Here is a 19,143-nt window from a genome sequence, read left to right as displayed (position 1 = left end):
TATCGACAGAATTGGAAACCACTTCTCCTTTCGAATTCCAATAAACCGGCCGATCCCCATCGCGAGCTGCTCCATATACGGTCTTACCCGCCGAAAATCGGGGCAGTCGTTGCCAAGAGTTCACATTCGAGAAAATTACCAGATCAAAGACCTTCTTCCCATCGACATCCACGAAACTGCATGGATAGCCTCCGGTTGGCGCGTTGACACGCCTGCGGTCCCGCACTACAAACTTCTTGGTGGAAACCGCCACGACCCCTTGGCCGAAACTTCCCACCTCAGCCCAAATCGGCGCGATCACGACTTTTCCGTCTCGATCGATGAATCCCCATTTATCGCCCTGCCTTACAGCAGCAAATCCTTCGACGTAGTCTCGGATTTCATCCCATTCCATCTTGGTCAAAATTGTGCCATCCATTTTGGTCAAGCCCATCTTCCCGGCTTGTTCAACGAGGATTAAACCATCACTCATTACGCGCTTCTTATATTTTGAAAGCGGCATCACCCATTCTCCTGAGGCGTTCAAGAGACCTGATGTTCCGCTGCGGTCTTCAACATAGAACAGACCATTTCTGAGAAACTCATCCGCCGGCCTCGCAGGATACCTCCGTTTTCCACTGATATCTCCCACCTTGGGTTCGTCAGGGCTACTATGATAGATTTCTTCGCCATCGCGGCCTTTGAGACTCTGACTTCCATCCGAGAATGTCAGCAGCAGATGATAAAGCCCGCCTCCGGAAATTGCCTTAATCCCGATCACGCCTTCCATTCCAGAAGCTTTTCCTCCATCCAGCTTCAAGACCGTGAACTTGCCCGAATTCGACTTAACTCCAAGGTAGCCCCAGTCAAAGCAACGTTCCTCCCACGAATTCGCTTCCCCAAAATCCAGTTGGAGGTTCACTGAAGTCAGCGCTTTACCTTGGGCATCGATCAGACCCCACGATTCACCACGACGGACCATTCCAATACCCTCGCGCGCGATGTTCGTGATCCCATCCCACACGGGTTGGAGCACCAACTTGCCTTCGCGATTGATCAATCCACGCTTCCCGTTCTTGGTAACCACTGCGGTTCCCGCCGGACCAAAACGCCATGCATCATCCCACTCACAAGGAAAGATTTGTTTGCCGCTTGAATCAAGATAACCCCATTTTTCATCCCTCTTCACAGGAACAAATCCATGGATGAAATCCTGAACATCATCCCACTCCGGCTTAGCAACCACCCTTCCCTTTTCATCGATCAGGCCAATTCCCGAAGCACTCCTGATCCGCGCTGATCCATACCTTGAAAAAGGCCCAACCTCAGCGTAGCCGATTGGAAGCACCACCGCCCCATCACGGTCAATCAAGCCCCACTTATTCCCCTGCCTCACCCGCGCCAACCCCCATTGATCGAATTCCCTTACTTGGTCATAAGTAGGCTCGATCGACCATGACCAACCAAGGTTTTTCCATGGCTTACCATGCGGCTCCCAAGTCAGAAAGACCCGAGCTTTTAGGGAAGTCAGATTCGAACAAGAGAGGATATCGGGCCCATCAATGACCCGTTTGTCGTGAATCCCAAAGAGCGGACGGATCCATGTCGCACGCCCCTTTCGCTCGGGAAAAGTCTTACTCAACCAGTCGGCGACCTGCAGCGGGCTGTCCTGACCTGAGTCCGCCGGATCAAGAATCTTCGCTCCGGTCCTTTCGGCCAGGGCCATGGCGTCTCGAATACTGAGTTCCTCCCGACTGATCCCAACATAACCCTCACCGTAACCAACTGCTTCCTCAACCTCGGCAAGCGCCTCTTCCGTCGTCTTCCCTTCAGCGATGAGATTGCGGAAGAACTCATTCTCGATCAACTTGTTGACGATCTTCTGATCAACATGGGAATCATTCCCGCCCAGCCTCGAGGCGATCACAAACACGATGCCTCCCAATGCAAGCAAAGCAGCAGCGCCGAGAATCAGTACATTCCGATTGAGTTGACGGTGAACCTTCACACCGGGACCTAATTCTCCCGCCTTCACGATCACCGCACCACCGCAGCCCGGGCAGGGGATTTCTGTATCAGCGGTCAGCGTTCTAAGTTCCGCATCCTCGATGAGAAGCGGTTGCGAACAATGGGGACAATGGATTTCCATGCTTCTCTAAGTGTTAGGGTTTCGGCCACCAGCGGACGAAGACTCGCCTTGGTTGCTCAGGGGTCGATATGGGTCTGACATCGGGGTTGTTGAGAACTCTCGGATAATCGCTACTATTCTGCCTCACCCACACGGTGCGGTCTCCGACTTCGGGAAAACGGAGATCAAGAAAGCGCACCAGTCGCTCGGTGCTTGGATCACTCCACGGCGCACTCCGGTCGGTCGCGGACTCTACGGCAAGAATCTCTCCTCCAGCTTTCTTCGCAAAATCCTGCGCTTCGCTCCATGAATAGCCATCGGCGCTCAGGCCAATGTAAGCAGGCCCCATCGGCTCGATGCGGGCCATCTGTTCCAAAGCCTCAAGCTCAGCCCTCCCTTGATCGACGAGGCCGGTGAAATACTGATTTCTGATAATCTCATTGGTAACATCTTGCACAACAATGCTCCGATCTCCGCTTTGCCGCGTCGCAAAATAGAACCCGAGCCCCCCAAGCGCTAGAATCACCGCAGCTCCAAGAATTAGAAAATTACGACTCAGCCCCCTCGAAACCTTCTGCTCCACCTGTCGCGTTTCAACCATCGGCACGGAGACCTGTTCAGGCACGACAGGAGCCTGAACCAATGGGGCAGCAGAGACCATCGGAGCCGGCAAAATCGAGACCGGCAACAGCTTCGAACACGTCGGACACTTGAAATGAGATCGGCCCTGAAGAAACGCGATGGTTTCTTCGTCGACTTCGAACTCGGTGTGGCAGTGCTGGCAGGTTGCGACGTGCATGGTGGGAGTGGATTTAGAAATTGATCTTACAGTTGGGCAGAGCTTTCTGAAGGGACGACACGCCATCTTTCATCATGGCGCGTTGTCGAGAATTTTGACTTGGATATTTTTGAACAGCCCGCGCCCCCTGAGAGCCCGTACAGATAGTTTTCCTGGCTCATCAATCTCCGAGTTTTCGGCACTTGCAACTAACTCATCTTCCGCTTTCAGAGTAATTGTGCTATCCTGGATCATCAGCTCCATCTGGAAAAAATCACGGAAGTTCCGAGAAGCTTTCCCGGCCTTGATCTCCCTCCATTTTGGCGCAGCCATACCCAGACCAAAATTTGAATACCTGGCTCCTCCACCGTTGAACCATGAATTGTATTTCCTGTTCCCGGGGTTTTGCCGACATCCTAACCCTAGATTGATTCCACTAATTTTCTTCACGTCCGCACGAATCGCAACATTCCGTGCAATGATCTGAAATTGCACCCCGGCATCATCCAGAATAAGGGTGCCATCTTCAATTTTCACTTTGTCACCGTTTGCAATAATATCTTCGGCAGAACACCCGTACAATTTCTCGCCGTCGAAAAGCGTGATCCATCCTTCGGCATCGGGTTCAGGGATTTGCGGATCAAACCTGGAGTCGGTCGGATCGCCTTTGACTTGAGTGTCCCAGCGAAACAGCGCTTTGCGGCTCCCTCCCTGACTTGTGATTCTGGCCGTCCCCGCCTCCGAAAGGGTTGCGCAAACCCCTTGTACCGATACCCAGAGGGATTGGCCGGCGGCGGATGGCGCGATCCTTTCCAGGATCTCGCGGTTGGCTGATGCGGCCGATGAGTCGAAGGGCAGGATCACGGAAGCCGTTTGACTCGCCAAATCCCCGGCGGCATCCCAGGTAAGGGGTGTATCGCTGATGCCAACGAAACCATCCTTGTGGGGGAAAATCATCTCCATTCTGCGCAGCGCGGCCTCGTTTGTCGCACCCGAGGCGATCAACTGTTGGAAGTAGAAGTTCTTGATGATTTCGTTGCGGATGTCTTGGTTTACCATTTTGGTGTCCCCGGACATTTGCGAGGCGAGGAAGAATCCGAGACCGCCGAGCACGAGCAGAACCGTGCAGCCGAGAATGAGGAGATTGCGGCTGAGGCCACGGTGGGCGGTGGCTAGCGCATGCTTCTGGGGAGCTGCCGGGGCCGGAACTGGCACGGCCGAAGAAAGCGCCTGAGCAACCTGAAGTCGTGGCCTAGCAGCAATCGGCACTGCCACTGCACCCTGGCACGCCGGGCAGGCGAAGTGGGTGAGGTTTGCCATCGCTGCATGGGTTTCCGGATCAATTTCGATCTGGACGGCACAGTGGGGACAGATAGTAGTCATCTCGGTTTTAAAATGGAGGTTAGAATCAGTGGTTCACAATGCAGGTCCGAAGTTCTTTACGCAGCCGCTCGGCACCCTCCTTGAAAATCTTTGTTCCATCCAAGGAGAGCACACCGAGTGACTTGGACTGCAGCAGCTGCTCGATGTCGGCATCCGTTATGAGTGGCGTGCGTATATTCAGTTCGGCCAACTGCCGATTCAGCAGCGCCTAGGCTCGAAGTCAGCATTGGTAGAACAATGAGAAACCGAAAAATGGAACTGTTCATGATGTGGCTTTCGATGGTCAGAATTCAACGCGCATTTGAAATGGCTCTTGCGAAAAGATAGCAGGATTGGCTTTTTGCTGATTTCTCGACAGCCCCAAGGATGGGAGCCAGAGGTATTTCCGCCACTGAGGTCCAAGCACCCGAGATGAGCGTTAGCTTCTGCGAGTGGAAAATGCGGTAGAGTGTGACGTTGTCCGGAGTGAGGAGAATCTTGCCTTTTCCCGTTGCGACGGGGATCTCGGGTTTGGCCAAGTCATGACTTAACGCGAACTCAATCTCCATGCTTTTGGCATCCATTGCGATGCACTTCATTTCGAATACCGTACCTTGACCCAGCGGCTCTAATTCCTGAGGAACAAGAATTTCACCCTTCATGACTGCCGATGTTGGATATACCCATTCGGTTTCTCCTGTTAAATAACCCTTGGAACCCGGAATCGAACGTAGGGCAATCGCAGCTTCGATGGAACCACGTTGACCTAAGAGGGCTTTGATTCGTTCCGATACATTATCTAAATCGGCACCGGATGTACCTCTAAGAAGCAGCATCTCGACCATACCACCGGAAGAGGTAATAGCCTGCTCCTCTGGACCCCCGGAGTGGAAAATAAGGGCTAGCTTCGAGGGCTTTATTCCTATCGCCGGAAGCGGGACGACTCCGATCAAATGGGTTCCATGGAATTCGGAAGGAACATTGGTTGTGAGTCTGATGGGTTCAAAAATCGGAACTTCTGTACGCTTTACGTCATCTTTCGAGCCCTTTCCGAGCATGGATGCAGTAGCAACATGGGGTGGAATCCGGGCATAGATAATATTCAATGAGGAGCTTTCGCCCAGCTGCTTCGCACCCCCGGCAAATTTGGATCCTATATCCCTACTTAATATTTCGCCGCCAACAATCTCATTACCTTCGATGACAAAAGTTGCTGGATATCGAAATAATCCTGTTGGACCAAAATGGAAATTCCCTTTTGGCACTGAGCCACCAACGCGATCGATCCGCTCAATTTTTCCAGAGTCTAGAGCTTCTACGCATTTCTGACGAAGTTTCCCGTGATCATCCCGCGTTGCTGCCGGGATACGCGTCCAGTCTTCCAGCGGCATGATGTAAGTTTCAATGTAACGCTCCGGCACTTGAGCGGGACATACGGATGACAATAGGAAAGCCGAGGCGACCATCGTAAACACGAACGACATCCTATGGACACAGTGAGTAGTGATAGAATTGAGGATACTTTTCATGCTTTTAGGGGAGGTCGCCGGGGACTCGGAAATTATGGAAACGAAACACGGATGCGATAAAAGGCACAGGAAGGTGGAGCGGATGGGTCAGTGAGAGTTATCTGGCCAGCAGCTACAAGCGGGCCGGTCTCGCTACCGGGTACCGGTAGCCAACCGGAGAGCGAGTCTGGATTTGTGGCGTATTCCATTACGTAGCTTCGCCCGATCTGGCCGGGGACAACGACGGTGAAGGATCCCGCAAGAAGAGAGGATGACAACGGCCGGAAGACATCAGACTGCACTTTGGGATTCGTGCCGGCAGTATATTCAGAGCCATTGTCCTGACCGTCGCCATCGGCGTCGAAAGTGTCTGATGCATCACCGACACCTGTGGCGGTACCAAAGTATTCGAGCCGCCAATATGCGAGTGGTGTGAGTTCCGCAGCCGGGTAACCATTCCATGTCGGCGTGGTGAATCCGCTTGCGCCGGAGTGGAACCAGACGGTGAATTCGGAGCCGGTGGTAGAGAATACATTGGTATCCATGGAAGGTGCATTTCCTTCGAAGATGGCACTGGACATGCCAATGCAGTTTTCGAACGCGTAGCTCCCGATACTCGTCACACTTGAGGGAATGGTGATATTACTCAAGGTGGTCTTGTTGCGGAACGAATTGTTTTTGATGGTTGTCACAGGCACCCCCCAGATGCGGTCCGGGATGACGACGTTTCCTCCGGGGCCGTTGTAGCCGGTGATGGTGATATAGGGTCCGCCAATTACATTGTTAGTAGTCCAAAGCAAGCCCGGCGTCACCACCGTCGTTGCACTGTCCGCGCGGCCCCCGCTATTTGTCGCGCGGACCCAATAGCTGGTCGCATTACTCACGCGAGGAGTGACGTAGCCGGAGGAGCTTGCTCCCCCAATCGGGTTGGTGGTGTCTCCGCTTTCGCCAAGATACCATTGGAGAGATGGAGCGGGAGTCCCGCTGACGACCACACTCAGGGTGGCCCCTTGATTGCTTCTGAACTCAATCGCTTGGTCGGTGGGTTGTATGATGATGGCAGGAGGAAGCAGATCGGGAACCAATGCGAAAGGCCCCACCGGTGCATGCCATGCGGTCGTCACCGATTCCGTTCTGGTCTCGAGAATGTCCCAGTTTGAGCCATTGTTACTGCCCTCGATGCGCCATTCCACGGGCGTCTGGTTTGACCCAAAGGCCGCGCTGGTGAAGGAATAGGAACTGACGGTCACGCTCACCCCGAAGTCAAAAACGACCGGTTCCTTGAAGGAATCCCGCCATTCTGTGAATGGGTTTCCATCGAGCAGGTTTAGAGGTGATTCATCTGAAGCATAATTGCCGCCGGGATTTGTCGCCATCGGTGGAACCACGGCCTGCCCACCTCCGTGAAAGTAAAAGTCCCCGAGCCGCACGGCACTCGCGGTCGGAGCCCTCGTCTGGAGGGTGACGAAGCGGAAATACCGGTATGACACACCTGGGCTGGAATTAGGCACGACCACCGCGGAATTGCTATCTGTATGCCCCTCGGTATTCGTTGCGCGGACCCAATAGCTCCTGGTGTCGGTCAGCGTTGGGGTGGTGTAAGTGGGCGAGGTGGCCCCCTCGACTGGGGTCGAGAGGTCACCGGTTTCGCCAAGATACCACTGCAAGACCGGAAGCGGATCTCCACTGACAACTACGGTCAGAGTTGCGGTGTTCGCACTGAAGACCGTCTGCACCGGCTGGCTCCTAAAAGTAGGCTGGGTAATCACCTCAGCGGGGTAGTCATTCCAAGTCGGCGAGGTGAAGCCGATGGCTGCATTGTAATAGAAAACTGAAAAACCAGGGGCTGCGCCTTGAAACACCTCGAAGTCTAGCAATGGAGCGTTCCCCTCGAAGGTAGCCCTGGTCAATCCAGAGCATCCGCCAAAGGCATAATAGCCCAAGTTGGTAACGCCAGCAGGAAACTTAACACTCGTAACCGCAGCATTGTTAGAAAATGCCCATGAAGAAATTTCCGTTACAATATTTCCTGCGATAACGTCAGGAATGATCACATCACCACCCGCACCGGCATAGCCGGTGATAGCAATACCGCCGTCTATGAGATTTGAGTATGAGAAGTCGGCCGATTGTTGTGCAGCTATCGGGAGTATCAAAAAGCTTATCATCATAGCAATTGCTGCAATGCGAAAATGGAGGTTGCCCCGGTCGTCGATCATGAAGATAAAAGGTTTGGAGTAAATAGAACCAATGCCAGCAGGCAGACATAAGCGAATGAATTTCTGCTTGGAGCAGGTATTTTCATGGAAGTAGAATCAAGTTGGCCACAGCTTCACCTACTTCTTCAACATTCTCATTGGAGTAATCGCCCACAGAATAGGCTTTTTCCACATACGAGGTGACCTGTGTTTTTGACGAACTACCCGGCACCCCGACATAGCCGTTTGCCTTATAGGATTTACCTAGCGTGACTTTATCCTTACCTTGCAGAAACACCCCGACGGTAAAGACCGAACCACTTTGAGGAACAAAACCCCAATTTAATTTTGAGCCAAAATAGCGAAGCATCGTTGAGTCGGGACCAACAAATGCGACCGTGGAATCAGAGAATGAACCAAATTCCACATTCCTGCCTTGCTTCTCCGATGGTGGCTCCAATGCAGGATGGCCTTCGCCCAGCATCCAGGTGAGTGTGGCGACTTCAGGAATGGGGGCGCCCAGGGTAAATACAGCTTTGGCTTTCCATAAATCCTCAGAAGCCCCGAGATCCCGCCCCAACAAAACTCGTGCAGAACCGCTACTTTCGATGAAAAATAAAGGCTGCCATTGTTTTCCCAAGGGAGCGGTGGTACCGATACTAAGCGTGGATCCATAGCCACTTCCAGGAGTGCTTATCACAAACCAAATTTTATGTGAATCTTGTCTCCAGCTAAATTCTGATCCTGTATTCAGTTGGTAGTTCTTTGTGCGCCCCGGGATCTTGTAGTCCATCTTGCCTTTGGGAAAATTGCGACCGACGGCATCAGATCCAGATTCGACCCATTCGATCTCTTTGATTTCCCCGGACTTCACTAGTTCCGGCAGCTTGTCCGCGAGTTCGCGACACGCGGCGGGATCACCTTCAGTAAAGCATTTCATCAACTCCTCGTGGAGGGCGGCGTCCATTTCCAGCCACCAAGCTTCCGGCACTGCTTGTTTGACAGGCTCAGTCTCGGGTGGAATCATCGCGCTTGGTTCTTCTGTAACTTTGGCAACCTGCGAAGCAAGATCGGCACTTTTGGTATTGGGCTCTGGCTTCGGTTTTTTCTGCCAATGAAGCAGAACCTTGTGCTGTCCACTTACGACTTTATCGGAGCTTAAAGTTTCTCCCTCCATTATCCTGGCCTCTCCCTGCTCGCTGACCCAAGCGCTTGACGCTGGTTTGGCAATAAATGTTGCTACAAGCCATTCTCTTAATCCGAGCTCAGCCTCATCGCCTCCTTCCAAATTTGTTAGTATTTTGGAACCAGTCTTTCTTGCGAGGACTTGTGCTTGCTCCCAATCAACTGCCTCCTTGCTGATTCCGATAAAGCCGTCTCCGTAGGGGCGGATCTTCGCGATTGAATTCAAGTCTTCCTCCGTCGTCACACCCGATGCGATAAGTTGGGTGAAGAAACTGTTATGGATGATTTCCTTGGTGATATTCTGTTTAATCTCTCGATTCTCTCCCGTGTTGCGAGACGCCAAGAAGATCACAACTCCTCCAAAGACGAGCAAAGCCGTAGTACCTAGAATGAGAAGATTCCGATTTATACCGCGATAAGTCCTGGCGAGAGTCAAGGCAGACGTCCCCGCTTGAGTGGTTGAGCGGATGGTCGCATCCGCAGGAACACTCACCTGAGCGACTGATCGCGGGGAGTCGATGGGCGGAACCGCGACGAGGCCATTGCACGACGGGCATTGTAAATGCGCATGGCCTTGCAGATCGCCGTGTATTTCAGGGTCGATCTTGATATGTTGGGCGCAGGCGGGACAGGTAATCTTCATGAATATCGATTTCGTTTTTAATGTGAAATTTCATACGTGATGAAAGCGTATTCGCAGGACCATCCGGTTGCGTATACTTTGATTACGACTCTATCCTCTTCAAATGGAATGGAGACCGTTTTCCATTCGTCCGTATCCAGTTGGATGGAATCGAAAATCTCATTTCCTTTTAGAACCTCGATCCTGCAATCCCCACGCGGATCGTCGCGCATATTTATGATCAGATTACCCTTCGATTTTCCGGTGATTTTCGAAAAGTCGACTGTCCCGGGTGTGTCTCCACTAGTGGGATGTATGCAGAACACATTCTCCTCACCCCACAACGATTTGTATAAGGGAAACGCCCTATTATCTGAAATGATTTGAATCTTGGGAGAGATTTTTGAAAATGCAATATCATCAGGCGTAAGCAATCGATATGATCCTTCGCCAAAGACGATCTGATCATCAAGACCGGATCGTCCAAGATTGTTATCTTCACTCTTCGCTCTAAGCTCCGTTTCGTCCAAGCGAATGTCTGATGACTCAGGCAAATGGCGGATGATTTCGGCCTTGTGAAAGATGATTCCTGCGTTGTATGCCCCAAAACTGATTGGATTAGCGGAATTTGGTGACAAGCCAGTCTTGAGATCGCCTACCCATCGTATTAGCAACTCGTCATTTAGAAAGCCACGAATCTCACCCCGTCGAACCTGAACCACAGAGCGGTATCTCACGCCTTTCACGAGGGCTGGTTGTGCAATTTTGGCATTAGCGTACTCGAAAGGGCGCCTGTCGACCTGAAATCCAGAGAACGCACTTCCTCCGATATAGCTCTGCACCGCCCAGAACACCTCCTGCCCATTCCTGACGCATCGCTGAGTTACGTTCCCGATGCTTTCGGCAATCAAGGAGAACTCCACGATAAAGTCATATTCTTCGGTGGGCACGTAAGCAGAAGAGACAACACATGTCCCCTGGCCACTCTCAAGTTGAAGTCCGTCAGCCGTCATTTTCCAAACTCCCCCTTTGGCATCCTGCTCGGGGTCAACTGACGCGAGTAGATCCACTGTATCCTGTTCCCACTCCACCAGAAATCCAACCAATCCATCCTCGTAGCCATCTCCTTCGAACCGGTTGTTCCATCCGATCCCTCCCTCTCTCGCATGGTAGATATTCAAGTAGGACGGTTGACGATCATCTCTATCATTAGGCTCGCCTGGGTTCCAATCCATAAATCCGAAGCTCTCGCCCGTGACCCACTGCCATCCCGCCCCTTTCGTTTCCTCTTTCCCTCCTATCCAGAAGTGAGTGCGGTGCTTTGGTGCGTGGTTGCGAAAAGTTTTTAATATCCAGTCGTTTTCCTCCTTAGAGTTAATCGTTGCAAGATGACCACCCATCCGTTCCGCGTTCAAGCGAGCCTCGTTCCAGGAGAATGATCCGGGAATAAACTGATAGGCCGATCCAGCGTAAGGAATTCTGTTAGAAGCAACAGCCTTCACCGGTTTTTCTTTGTCCCAGCGAAAAAACACCCTTCTTTTTCCAATCAGATCATTTACCGCGAGGACTTCGGAACCAATTAGAACATTCGGCTCGTTGCCTTTAAGGATCCATACCGGCGGCGATAGATAGTCCTCAAAAATATCAACCATCCAACTCAGTAACTCACCTGAGGAATCGTCTGACTGGCCCACATCAAGAATTCGTGCTCCTGTGCGGCTCGCCAATTCCTGCGCGTGATTCCAATCATACGATTCGGAACTGATCCCGATGAAGTCGTCCCCATAAGGCCGGATCTCCCCGATAGCTTCCAACTCTCCCTTAGACGTCACGCCGGAGGCGATCAGTTGCGTGAAATAGCTGTTATTGATTATCTCGTTTCGGATGTTTTGAACTATGGTTTTGCTGTCACCTGACTTCTGCGAAGCAAGGAGAAACCCTACACCACCTAGGACAAGGAGAGTGAGGCTGCCGAAGATAAGAAGATTGCGGTTGATGCCACGGTGAGTATTGGCCAACCCATGGTTGCCGGGTTCTGCCGAGGGGGCGATCGACGCGCTGGCAACCAAGACCCGTGGCCTGACGACCGCAGGTACTTCCACCTGCCCTTGGCACGCCGGACAAGCGAAGCTAATTTGCCCAGCCAGAGAAACCAGGACCTCGTGGGATATTTCGATCACTTGGTCACATGAGGGGCAGGATGTTTTCATTGTTCTGTTTTTGTCTTATGAAGTTCTTTGGCCAAAGCGGCGCTCTCGGGTGTTAGATTCGAAAACGGGATCGTGAATTCTTTTTCCCGAAGCCAAATCACAACTGCCTCACCCTCGGTGCGAAGAAATTTTGCTTCGATGGTCCTTCCCTTGAGATCAGTCCATTGGTGGAGTTTGGGGACCTCGGGTTGTGCCACAGGAGAAGGCTGGACTACCTCCTCCTTCTGCTCCACGACAGGAGGGGGAGGTTCCACCTGCTGTTGAATATCAGGGATTTCATCGATCGCTGCTGAATTGGACGGTTCAGCTGGCTCATCCGCGACACTTAGGCCCCAACGGATCAGCGCTTTGTATTTCGCACCGGACTCGGGTGGGCCCGCCTGGTTTCCATCGAGGATCTGGAGTTCACCGTCCCGCTTTACCCACATGGGATTGGCGGGCAGTGGTAATAGTTCCTCGAGAATCCATGTAATCATTGGGGTGGTGCTTTCCTGCGGGTCGGTCGTGATGGAAAGGACTTCACCGCCAGTTGATTCAGCGAGTTGTTCCGCCTGTTCTCCGGTAAGAATCTCGCGGCTGTATCCGATCAATCCATCGCCGTAGGGCCGGATCGCCTCGATTGCTGCCAGTTCATTTTCTGTAGCGACACCCCGGCTAATCAACTGGGTGAAGAAGGTGTTACGGGTCTCGCTGGTGGTGATCGTCTGCTCCAGATGGGTGGTGTCGCCGGTCTTACGATTGGCGAGGAAAATGGCAAGCCCACCCATTACCCCGATCGCTAACAGCCCAAGCACTAGCATCGTGGTGCTGAGACTCCGGGTTGTGGCGAGAAACTCGTCTTCCTGAGGCTTCTGCGTTGAGACTGCGACCCGCTGCCGACTCTCCTGGCTACTATGAAAGTGCGAAGACTCTGGAACATGTCCACCCGTCGTGGAAGGTAGCGGCGGAGCCTCCACACCTGGCGGCAATGCAGAACCACCGCTTTGTTCGCTCACGGAATCGATATCCGACTTGAATTCATCCGCCGCCTGATACCTTAACTCGGGATCGTCCTGAAGGGCGCGCAGTACGATCTCATCCAGTCTAACGTCGATATTGAATTTCTTACTCGGCAGAGTCCATGCGCCACGTGGTGGCGACCCGGTCAGAAGACTATAGAGCATCACTCCGAGAGCATAGATATCCGTCCGGTGATCGACAGGTCGTCCGTTCTCCTGTTCGGGTGCCATGTAGCTCGGAGTTCCCATCACTTCACCGGAAAGGGTCAGCCCACCGCCATCCTGCGGTCTCGATTCGGTCCCCATCACCTTCGCCAAGCCGAAGTCCGCGACTTTTGCGACTCCCTCGTCGCTCACCAAAATATTGGCCGGCTTGATGTCGCGATGAATGACACCCCGGCTATGGGCGAAATGAAGAGCCCCACACACTTGGGAGACAAGCTTCAGGGCCGAAGCAAGATCGAGTTCGCCTCCGTCGCGAAGCGCCTGGATGTCTTTCCCCCGAACAAACTCCATTGCAAAAAATGGACTACCCTCTGAAGTCTGCCCGTAGTCATGAACCTTAACAATATTGGGATGATCCAATGCCGCGAGGGCCCTTGCCTCTCTTTCAAAGCGCGCAAGGGCACCGGGATGATCGACCAGCTCGGCAGGCAGGATCTTGATGGCGACCAGCCTAGACAGGCGCTTGTCCCGCGCCTGATAGACCGCACCCATGCCACCATGACCGAGCAAGCGCAGAACCTCATAGCGCTCATCAATCGCATCGGAAAGCTCGGCTGGCTCGGGCGGACTCCAGTCACCACCGGTCGGTTTCGGAGTCTCCAGCCCCCGCATCAGGAGCTGATCCACCGCCAAACCTCCGAGACTCCCGTCAGGTTGGGTTGGAGGCACCGGCACTTTCCCACTACAGGCGGGACAGTCAAAAGTTGGAAAGCCGCGAATCGACTCGAGCACTTCTGCGGAGATCTCGATCCTTTGGCTACAATTTGGGCATTGAACCTTCATTTGGAATGTCTTTTCACCAATACATTGGCATTCCAGACCCCATGGTTTCGCAGGAACTTGTGATTTTTCCTTTCCCCGTAGCCTCCCCACTAGCCGCTAAACGTTCAGACTCGACTTCTGATGCTTGAAATCCAACAACTGAAACCTCGATCCACTGCTTCATGATATGTCGGCATTCTCTCTATCAATTCCGGTTTTCCAAGCATCCTTTTCTCCATCCTCCCTTCCCATCACCTGCACTGGAAGATATCCTGGGGCGTCCCACCAGCCCACCAATCCCACGCCTCATTTCCCGTCATGACGCCCCCCTTGACTCGCTATCAATCGCCAGACAAACGATTTCCTACGACTCGCTGGAGCGTCGTCAATAAGGCTTGCGGGGAGAGCGGAATCGGATCGGATCTGGAATCGCTTCAGTCGATCTGCGTCAGCTACTGGTATCCCCTCTATGTCTGGGCCCGCCATTCCGGCTGGAACGAGGATGAGGGAAAAGATTTGATTCAGAGCTTCTTCGAGCGCCTCATCGAAAAAGGGTTCCTTGAAAGAGCCGACTCTGAGAAAGGCAAGCTGCGCACTTTCCTGCTGACTTGCCTGAAGCGCCACGCGAAGGACAAAAGGGCCAAGGAACACGCCGCACGCCGCGACTCAGCTAAGACCCTCTCACTCGACTTTGAGTGGGCCGAAGGCCGCTACCACGAACATGCAACAAGCGAGGGGAGCCCGGATGCCCTTTACGATCGACGCTGGGCCCACACCCTCATCCACTACACGCTTGAGACCCTGGGATCAGAAATGGACGCCGCGGACCGAAAACATATTTTCGACGCTCTGAAGCCCTACCTCGAGTTTCAGGCGGACGAACAAGACTCCTATGATCGTCTTTCTAAGGAACTAAATATGTCCAAATCCGCTTTGAAATCTCAGGTTTTCCGACTGAGGAAACGTTTTCACGACATCCTTCTCGAGCAGGTTTCCATGACCCTTCAGGACTCCGAGAACCCGAAAGATGAGCTTATGGCGCTCATGGCTTCAGTCTGATTCCTTGGCACCAGAAAGACCACAGAGACGGTCATCTCTGCGCTTTACAGATGACCATCAAGGCCATGGCAATCGCTTGCGCCTTTTTATTGCTGTTGCATATTTATTGCATTATTTTATTGCAAGCCACTTGCACTTGTAGTATTTATGCCTCGCATGAAGCTTCTTACTACCACCCTCTCCACCGGAGTCTTGGCCCTCTTGCCATCAGCAGCCTCCGCCGCCCTTTTCACCAGTGGACACGCCGACGTGATCGCGGTCGGCTATGTCGACGAAGACACGCCCGGTGTCTTCGAACTCGAGCCGCACGTCCACTCGGAAGGAGCCATCATTGATGGCGTTTTCGTCGCCGACGCCGAGTTCGAACCGGGAGAAATCACCACCCTCGTCCCGCAGAGCACCTTCGACTTCTGGACCGGCGCTGGCGGCCGCCCGGCAGCCAGCACTTGGGATCCGATCGGAGTCGCGGCGGGTGAGTCGTTCTGGTTCCTTCCACAGTCCAACAGTGGACCAGGAGGGGCCGCCACTCTCGGTGCTCCCTTCGCTGGGATCGGCACCGAGGAACTCACGGCCGCCGATTGGTCAACACCGATCACCATCACTCTCGATTCCGTCACCGGCCCTGGGAACTTTTCCATGTATCTTGATGGCATCAGTCCCTTCTTCGCGATGTCCAGTGCCAATGGAATCGATGGCTCCGATGTGATCAGCATCGCTGCCGGCGAACACGAACACTACAACTGGGCCTTCACTGCTCCCGGAATCTACGACGTGGGTGTGACCATCGCCGGCACCCACGTGACCGATGGCCCGAAACAGGCCTCGGCCACCTATCAATTCCAAGTCGTCCCGGAACCGAGCACCGCTCTTTTCGGGCTCATCTCAGCGGGCCTGCTGCTCCGCCGCCGCCGATAGTTTCTTGAGAGTCAGTTCATTGGTTGAGTCGAAAGCCCTCATCGCATCCGCGGTGGGGGCTTTTGTGTATAAACCAACTTCCGGAAGCGGCTGAATGAACTGACTTACTCAGCAGCAATCACCCTCACGCGACCAAAGCGCGAACCGCTGACGGCCTGGTCATCACGGATCGTCACCCGCTCCCAGCCGTCGCCGAAGTCCTCGACCAGATGTTCGATGCCGCCTTCTTCCCAAGCTCCTGTTAGGCCGCCGCTCCACTCCACTTCGTAACTCACATCGGCATCCGGGTTATTCCGTTTGAAAAACCGCAGGGCCGGATAGCTCACCTCGCCATCGCTCACCATCATCAACTCCGGGCCTGCCGTTTCCCCGAGTTCCACATTCAAAGGCGACGCGCTGCGAGGGTCGGTCCCAAAGGCATACTCCAGAAGATTATCGATCCCATCCTGATCGGCATCCGCCGCATCACCTGCCAAGAGTTCGTTCATCACTTCATCAGCAGCAAACCAGGACGCCCGCCACGCCGCACGGGCACCGACCGCGAAAAACAGGTCCACGGCTTCGCCCGGGGCGGTCGGATTGTTCGTACCCGGACCGAGGAAGGCAGACGCGTTCAGACTGACTCGATAGACTCCTGTCGCAGAAAAAGCCCAGTTCATGTGATCGTGACCCGGGCTTGCCAGAAAGAACAGATCCTCGGCCGAGATGCCATCCGCCGAACTCATCCACACCACCGCCCCGCCTCCTTGGAACTGGAAAAGCGAGAAAGCTCCCGGCCCTTCCACCCCTTCGAGTCCAATCCGAACCCATTGCTGGGGAAGCGGGCCGACCCGGGGATCGGACTCCACATAAGTTGAAAAGGTGCCACTCTGCGCATTCTCAATCCCGGGCCAGGTGTAGCCGGCATCGGATTGGGGAAGAATCCATACGGACTCACCTTCCTCCATCCCGAGGAAATCCCACTGCTCTCCAGGAGGTCGTTGAAAGAGCTCCCCATCAGGCGTTTCCAAATCCCTCGCCGGGAGGAAAACCTCATTGGTTTCCTTCACTTCACCATCGCTGACAATTGTCCACGACCACTCTCCATTGGTGTAGACCGGAGAAATGTCGACGTGCTCTGGAAGAGCCTCGAGCGCCTGACCTGTTAGACCAGATAGAAAGAGAAGGCCGAGACCGGCTGTCGGGGTTTTCATCAACGATAGCCTGGAGGTTCCGCAAAGTTCATCCCCGACTCAACCTTCTGCCTCAGCTCCTCGCCATTCCAGGCGACCACTCGGCCGTCGGCGTAGAGGTAGTTCGAGCGCTTTCCGCCATGGCGATCCGGGGCGATGTCACGGGTCACGGCTGCCCAGGAATCCCAACGCTCCGAGTGCGTGTGGTCATTGCCAGGTCCGGCCGGCGTGTGATCGGCACAGCAGAACGCGAGCAGCGTCCGCGAAGGATCTTTAAGCGCGTTCGGCCGGTTCATCCTCTTTCCCACCGGGTTGCCGAAGGGATCCGTTTTCGGCACGAATACAAAGCTGTTCAGAATGTAGCTGGTGCCTTTCTGCTCAACCCGCTCCTCCGCCTTCGGGTCCGCCGGACAAATCCGCAGCTCGTCAAAATCACCCAAATAATCCTCCAGCTCATAAATCCACGAGCGATCCAATCGCTCGGTATGCGCCGTCGCTGGATAGGCCCCATTGTCGATCGCATACGACTGCAGAGCCACGCCGATCTGGCGCATGTTGTTCGCACAAACTGCCTGATGCGCCTTTGCCCGGACCGACTTGACCGCCACGAAGGCCAGCGAGCCCAGGACCGTCACGATCACCATGACCACCATCAGCTCCACCAGCGTGAAACCCTTCAAATGCCTGTATTTGCTCGTCTTCATTGGGTGAACTCCGCCTCTATAACGCTTATTTTGCGCTTTTGCAATGTTTTTGCATTTGTTCTCCCGCTGATCTTGAGCCCGGCCTTTTCAGCCACTCCCCCAACCCATTCCCTCAAGGCGTTTCATCATTGGAACGTGCCGTGATCGACTCTAGTCTCCGCCTCGTGATCCACCCCACCGCCATCGTTTCCCCAAAAGCCAAACTCGGCACGAATGTCCAGATCGGTCCTTATTCCGTCATTGGCGACCACGTTGAACTCGGCGACGGATGCATCGTTCATTCCCACGTCATCATCGAAGGCCCCTCACGATTCGGCCGAGAGAACGAATTCTTCCCGTTTGCCGCCGTCGGTGGAAAAACCCAGGACCTGAAGTATGCCGGCGAACCCACCCATCTTGAAGTCGGTGACCGAAATACTTTTCGTGAAAATTGCACCATTCATCGCGGCACCCACGAACACACTCCGACAAGGATCGGCAACGACAACCTGTTCCTTTGCTACACCCACGTGGCACATGACTGCCAACTTGGCGACCACATCATCCTTTCCAACAACGGCACCCTGGCTGGACATGTCACCGTCGAGGATCACGTCATCGTCGCCGGCATGTCAGCAGTCCACCAATTCTGCCGGCTTGGTTGTCACTCCATGATCGGTGGCATGGCCCGCATCTCACAGGACGTCGCCCCCTACACCATCGCCGAGGGACACGACCCCGCCACCCGCGGACTCAATTTGGTGGGACTGAAACGGCGTGGCTTTACCGAGGACGACCTCCGCGCCCTCAAGGCCGCCTACAAGAAGCTCTTCCTCAAAAAAGACACCAACCTCTCGGTCTCCCTCTCCTCGCTCAAGGCCGACACCCCGTCTAACAACCCCCACGTGAAACACCTCATCGCCTTCATCGAGGCCTCCCAGCGTGGCGTGACGAGGTGAGACCTTGCTACAAACCGAGTTCCTCCAAGCTGCCGTAGTAACCCGAGTAAAAGCTCACCAGCTTCCACACCACAAAGACCACGATCAGCGCGTAGCCGAGCTTCGGCAGCACCAACGACAGCATCCGCACCTGGCTCGCCGCATCATCCTCGAAGAGCTTCGACCAACGCAGCAAGTCCTTGTCCAACATCCCAGACTGCTCAGCCGTCGCGTAGGACTTCGCAAAGGCCCTGGGAAACGCCCGCTCAGCCACGAACACCGGTCCGAGCGCATCGCCCTCTTTGGCCGCCGACTTCAAGCGACCCGACGCCTCGGCAATCGCGCCGCTATTCGAAGCATCGCCCGCCATCGCCGCCGTCTCACCCATCGGCAATCCGGCCAGCAGGCCCGCATAGTAAAC

At 54.1% G+C, this 19,143-nt stretch carries 15 protein-coding genes; 3 read left to right on the top strand and 12 right to left on the bottom strand.

The features are described from left to right. The 9 genes from WBG04_RS12635 to WBG04_RS12595 form a co-directional block, all read right to left on the bottom strand. The coding region (locus WBG04_RS12635) for a WG repeat-containing protein (protein ID WP_424314794.1) at window positions 1-2,128 on the bottom strand (2,128 nt) is incomplete at its 3' end. 13 nt (window positions 2,129-2,141) lie between these two features. After that, the gene (locus WBG04_RS12630) at window positions 2,142-2,906 is read right to left on the bottom strand and encodes an MJ0042-type zinc finger domain-containing protein (protein WP_424314793.1); all 765 of its coding nucleotides are present in this window, start codon (window positions 2,904-2,906) and stop codon (window positions 2,142-2,144) included. 72 nt (window positions 2,907-2,978) lie between these two features. After that, window positions 2,979-4,205: a hypothetical protein gene (locus tag WBG04_RS12625; RefSeq protein ID WP_424314792.1), complete on the bottom strand. Its 1,227-nt coding sequence runs from the start codon at window positions 4,203-4,205 to the stop codon at window positions 2,979-2,981. Between the two features lie 88 nt (window positions 4,206-4,293). Then, the gene (locus WBG04_RS12620) at window positions 4,294-4,458 is read right to left on the bottom strand and encodes a hypothetical protein (protein WP_424314791.1); all 165 of its coding nucleotides are present in this window, start codon (window positions 4,456-4,458) and stop codon (window positions 4,294-4,296) included. Window positions 4,459-4,558: 100 nt separating this feature from the next. Next, entirely contained in the window at window positions 4,559-5,776 is a 1,218-nt protein-coding gene (locus tag WBG04_RS12615; protein WP_424314790.1) for a hypothetical protein, read from the bottom strand. Window positions 5,777-5,808: 32 nt separating this feature from the next. Continuing rightward, a complete protein-coding gene (locus tag WBG04_RS12610; RefSeq protein WP_424314789.1) occupies window positions 5,809-7,974 on the bottom strand; it encodes a leucine-rich repeat protein in 2,166 nt (721 codons plus the stop codon). An 82-nt stretch (window positions 7,975-8,056) separates the two neighbouring features. Beyond that, window positions 8,057-9,781, bottom strand: a complete 1,725-nt coding sequence (locus WBG04_RS12605) for a hypothetical protein (protein ID WP_424314788.1) — start codon at window positions 9,779-9,781, stop codon at window positions 8,057-8,059. 17 nt (window positions 9,782-9,798) lie between these two features. Beyond that, on the bottom strand, window positions 9,799-11,970 hold the full coding sequence (locus WBG04_RS12600) for a lectin-like protein (protein WP_424314787.1): 2,172 nt from the start codon (window positions 11,968-11,970) through the stop codon (window positions 9,799-9,801). Beyond that, the gene (locus WBG04_RS12595; RefSeq protein ID WP_424314786.1) at window positions 11,967-13,862 is read right to left on the bottom strand and encodes a serine/threonine-protein kinase; all 1,896 of its coding nucleotides are present in this window, start codon (window positions 13,860-13,862) and stop codon (window positions 11,967-11,969) included. The genes WBG04_RS12600 and WBG04_RS12595 overlap by 4 nt, the downstream gene beginning before the upstream one ends. A gap of 411 nt (window positions 13,863-14,273) precedes the next feature. On the opposite strand from WBG04_RS12595, the gene WBG04_RS12590 reads away from it, so the two are divergent. Both WBG04_RS12590 and WBG04_RS12585 read left to right on the top strand, forming a co-directional pair. Next, window positions 14,274-15,014 (top strand): RNA polymerase sigma factor, encoded by a 741-nt coding sequence (locus WBG04_RS12590; protein WP_424314785.1) that lies wholly within the window; start codon window positions 14,274-14,276, stop codon window positions 15,012-15,014. 156 nt (window positions 15,015-15,170) lie between these two features. Next, window positions 15,171-15,929, top strand: a complete 759-nt coding sequence (locus WBG04_RS12585; RefSeq protein ID WP_424314784.1) for a choice-of-anchor M domain-containing protein — start codon at window positions 15,171-15,173, stop codon at window positions 15,927-15,929. 104 nt (window positions 15,930-16,033) lie between these two features. On the opposite strand, the gene WBG04_RS12580 is transcribed toward WBG04_RS12585, so the two are convergent. Beyond that, a complete protein-coding gene (locus WBG04_RS12580; RefSeq protein WP_424314783.1) occupies window positions 16,034-17,122 on the bottom strand; it encodes a choice-of-anchor M domain-containing protein in 1,089 nt (362 codons plus the stop codon). Further along, entirely contained in the window at window positions 17,122-17,805 is a 684-nt protein-coding gene (locus WBG04_RS12575; RefSeq protein ID WP_424314782.1) for a type II secretion system protein, read from the bottom strand. The genes WBG04_RS12580 and WBG04_RS12575 overlap by 1 nt, the downstream gene beginning before the upstream one ends. A 140-nt stretch (window positions 17,806-17,945) precedes the next feature. On the opposite strand from WBG04_RS12575, the gene lpxA reads away from it, so the two are divergent. Further along, entirely contained in the window at window positions 17,946-18,743 is a 798-nt protein-coding gene (lpxA, locus tag WBG04_RS12570) for an acyl-ACP--UDP-N-acetylglucosamine O-acyltransferase (protein WP_424314781.1), read from the top strand. A gap of 7 nt (window positions 18,744-18,750) precedes the next feature. Here lpxA and WBG04_RS12565 read toward each other — a convergent pair. Continuing rightward, the coding region (locus WBG04_RS12565) for a type II secretion system F family protein (RefSeq protein ID WP_424314780.1) at window positions 18,751-19,143 on the bottom strand (393 nt) is incomplete at its 5' end.

The sequence above is a fragment of the Haloferula sp. genome (assembly GCF_049672945.1).
Taxonomy (GTDB): Bacteria; Verrucomicrobiota; Verrucomicrobiia; order Verrucomicrobiales; family Akkermansiaceae; genus Haloferula.
The sequence above is the reverse complement of the archived record's forward strand: the minus strand, read 5'-3'. Positions and strand labels throughout refer to the sequence as shown.

Bases quoted from the DNA above. Each gene is read 5' to 3' on its own strand.
- WBG04_RS12630 (WP_424314793.1), bottom strand. From the start codon at position 2,906: ATGCACGTCGCAACCTGCCAGCACTGCCACACCGAGTTCGAAGTCGAC.
- WBG04_RS12625 (WP_424314792.1), bottom strand. From the start codon at position 4,205: ATGGCAAACCTCACCCACTTCGCCTGCCCGGCGTGCCAGGGTGCAGTG.
- WBG04_RS12615 (WP_424314790.1), bottom strand. From the start codon at position 5,776: ATGAAAAGTATCCTCAATTCTATCACTACTCACTGTGTCCATAGGATG.
- WBG04_RS12610 (WP_424314789.1), bottom strand. From the start codon at position 7,974: ATGATCGACGACCGGGGCAACCTCCATTTTCGCATTGCAGCAATTGCT.
- WBG04_RS12605 (WP_424314788.1), bottom strand. From the start codon at position 9,781: ATGAAGATTACCTGTCCCGCCTGCGCCCAACATATCAAGATCGACCCT.
- WBG04_RS12600 (WP_424314787.1), bottom strand. From the start codon at position 11,970: ATGAAAACATCCTGCCCCTCATGTGACCAAGTGATCGAAATATCCCAC.
- WBG04_RS12590 (WP_424314785.1), top strand. From the start codon at position 14,274: ATGACGCCCCCCTTGACTCGCTATCAATCGCCAGACAAACGATTTCCT.
- WBG04_RS12585 (WP_424314784.1), top strand. From the start codon at position 15,171: ATGAAGCTTCTTACTACCACCCTCTCCACCGGAGTCTTGGCCCTCTTG.
- WBG04_RS12580 (WP_424314783.1), bottom strand. From the start codon at position 17,122: ATGAAAACCCCGACAGCCGGTCTCGGCCTTCTCTTTCTATCTGGTCTA.
- WBG04_RS12575 (WP_424314782.1), bottom strand. From the start codon at position 17,805: ATGAAGACGAGCAAATACAGGCATTTGAAGGGTTTCACGCTGGTGGAG.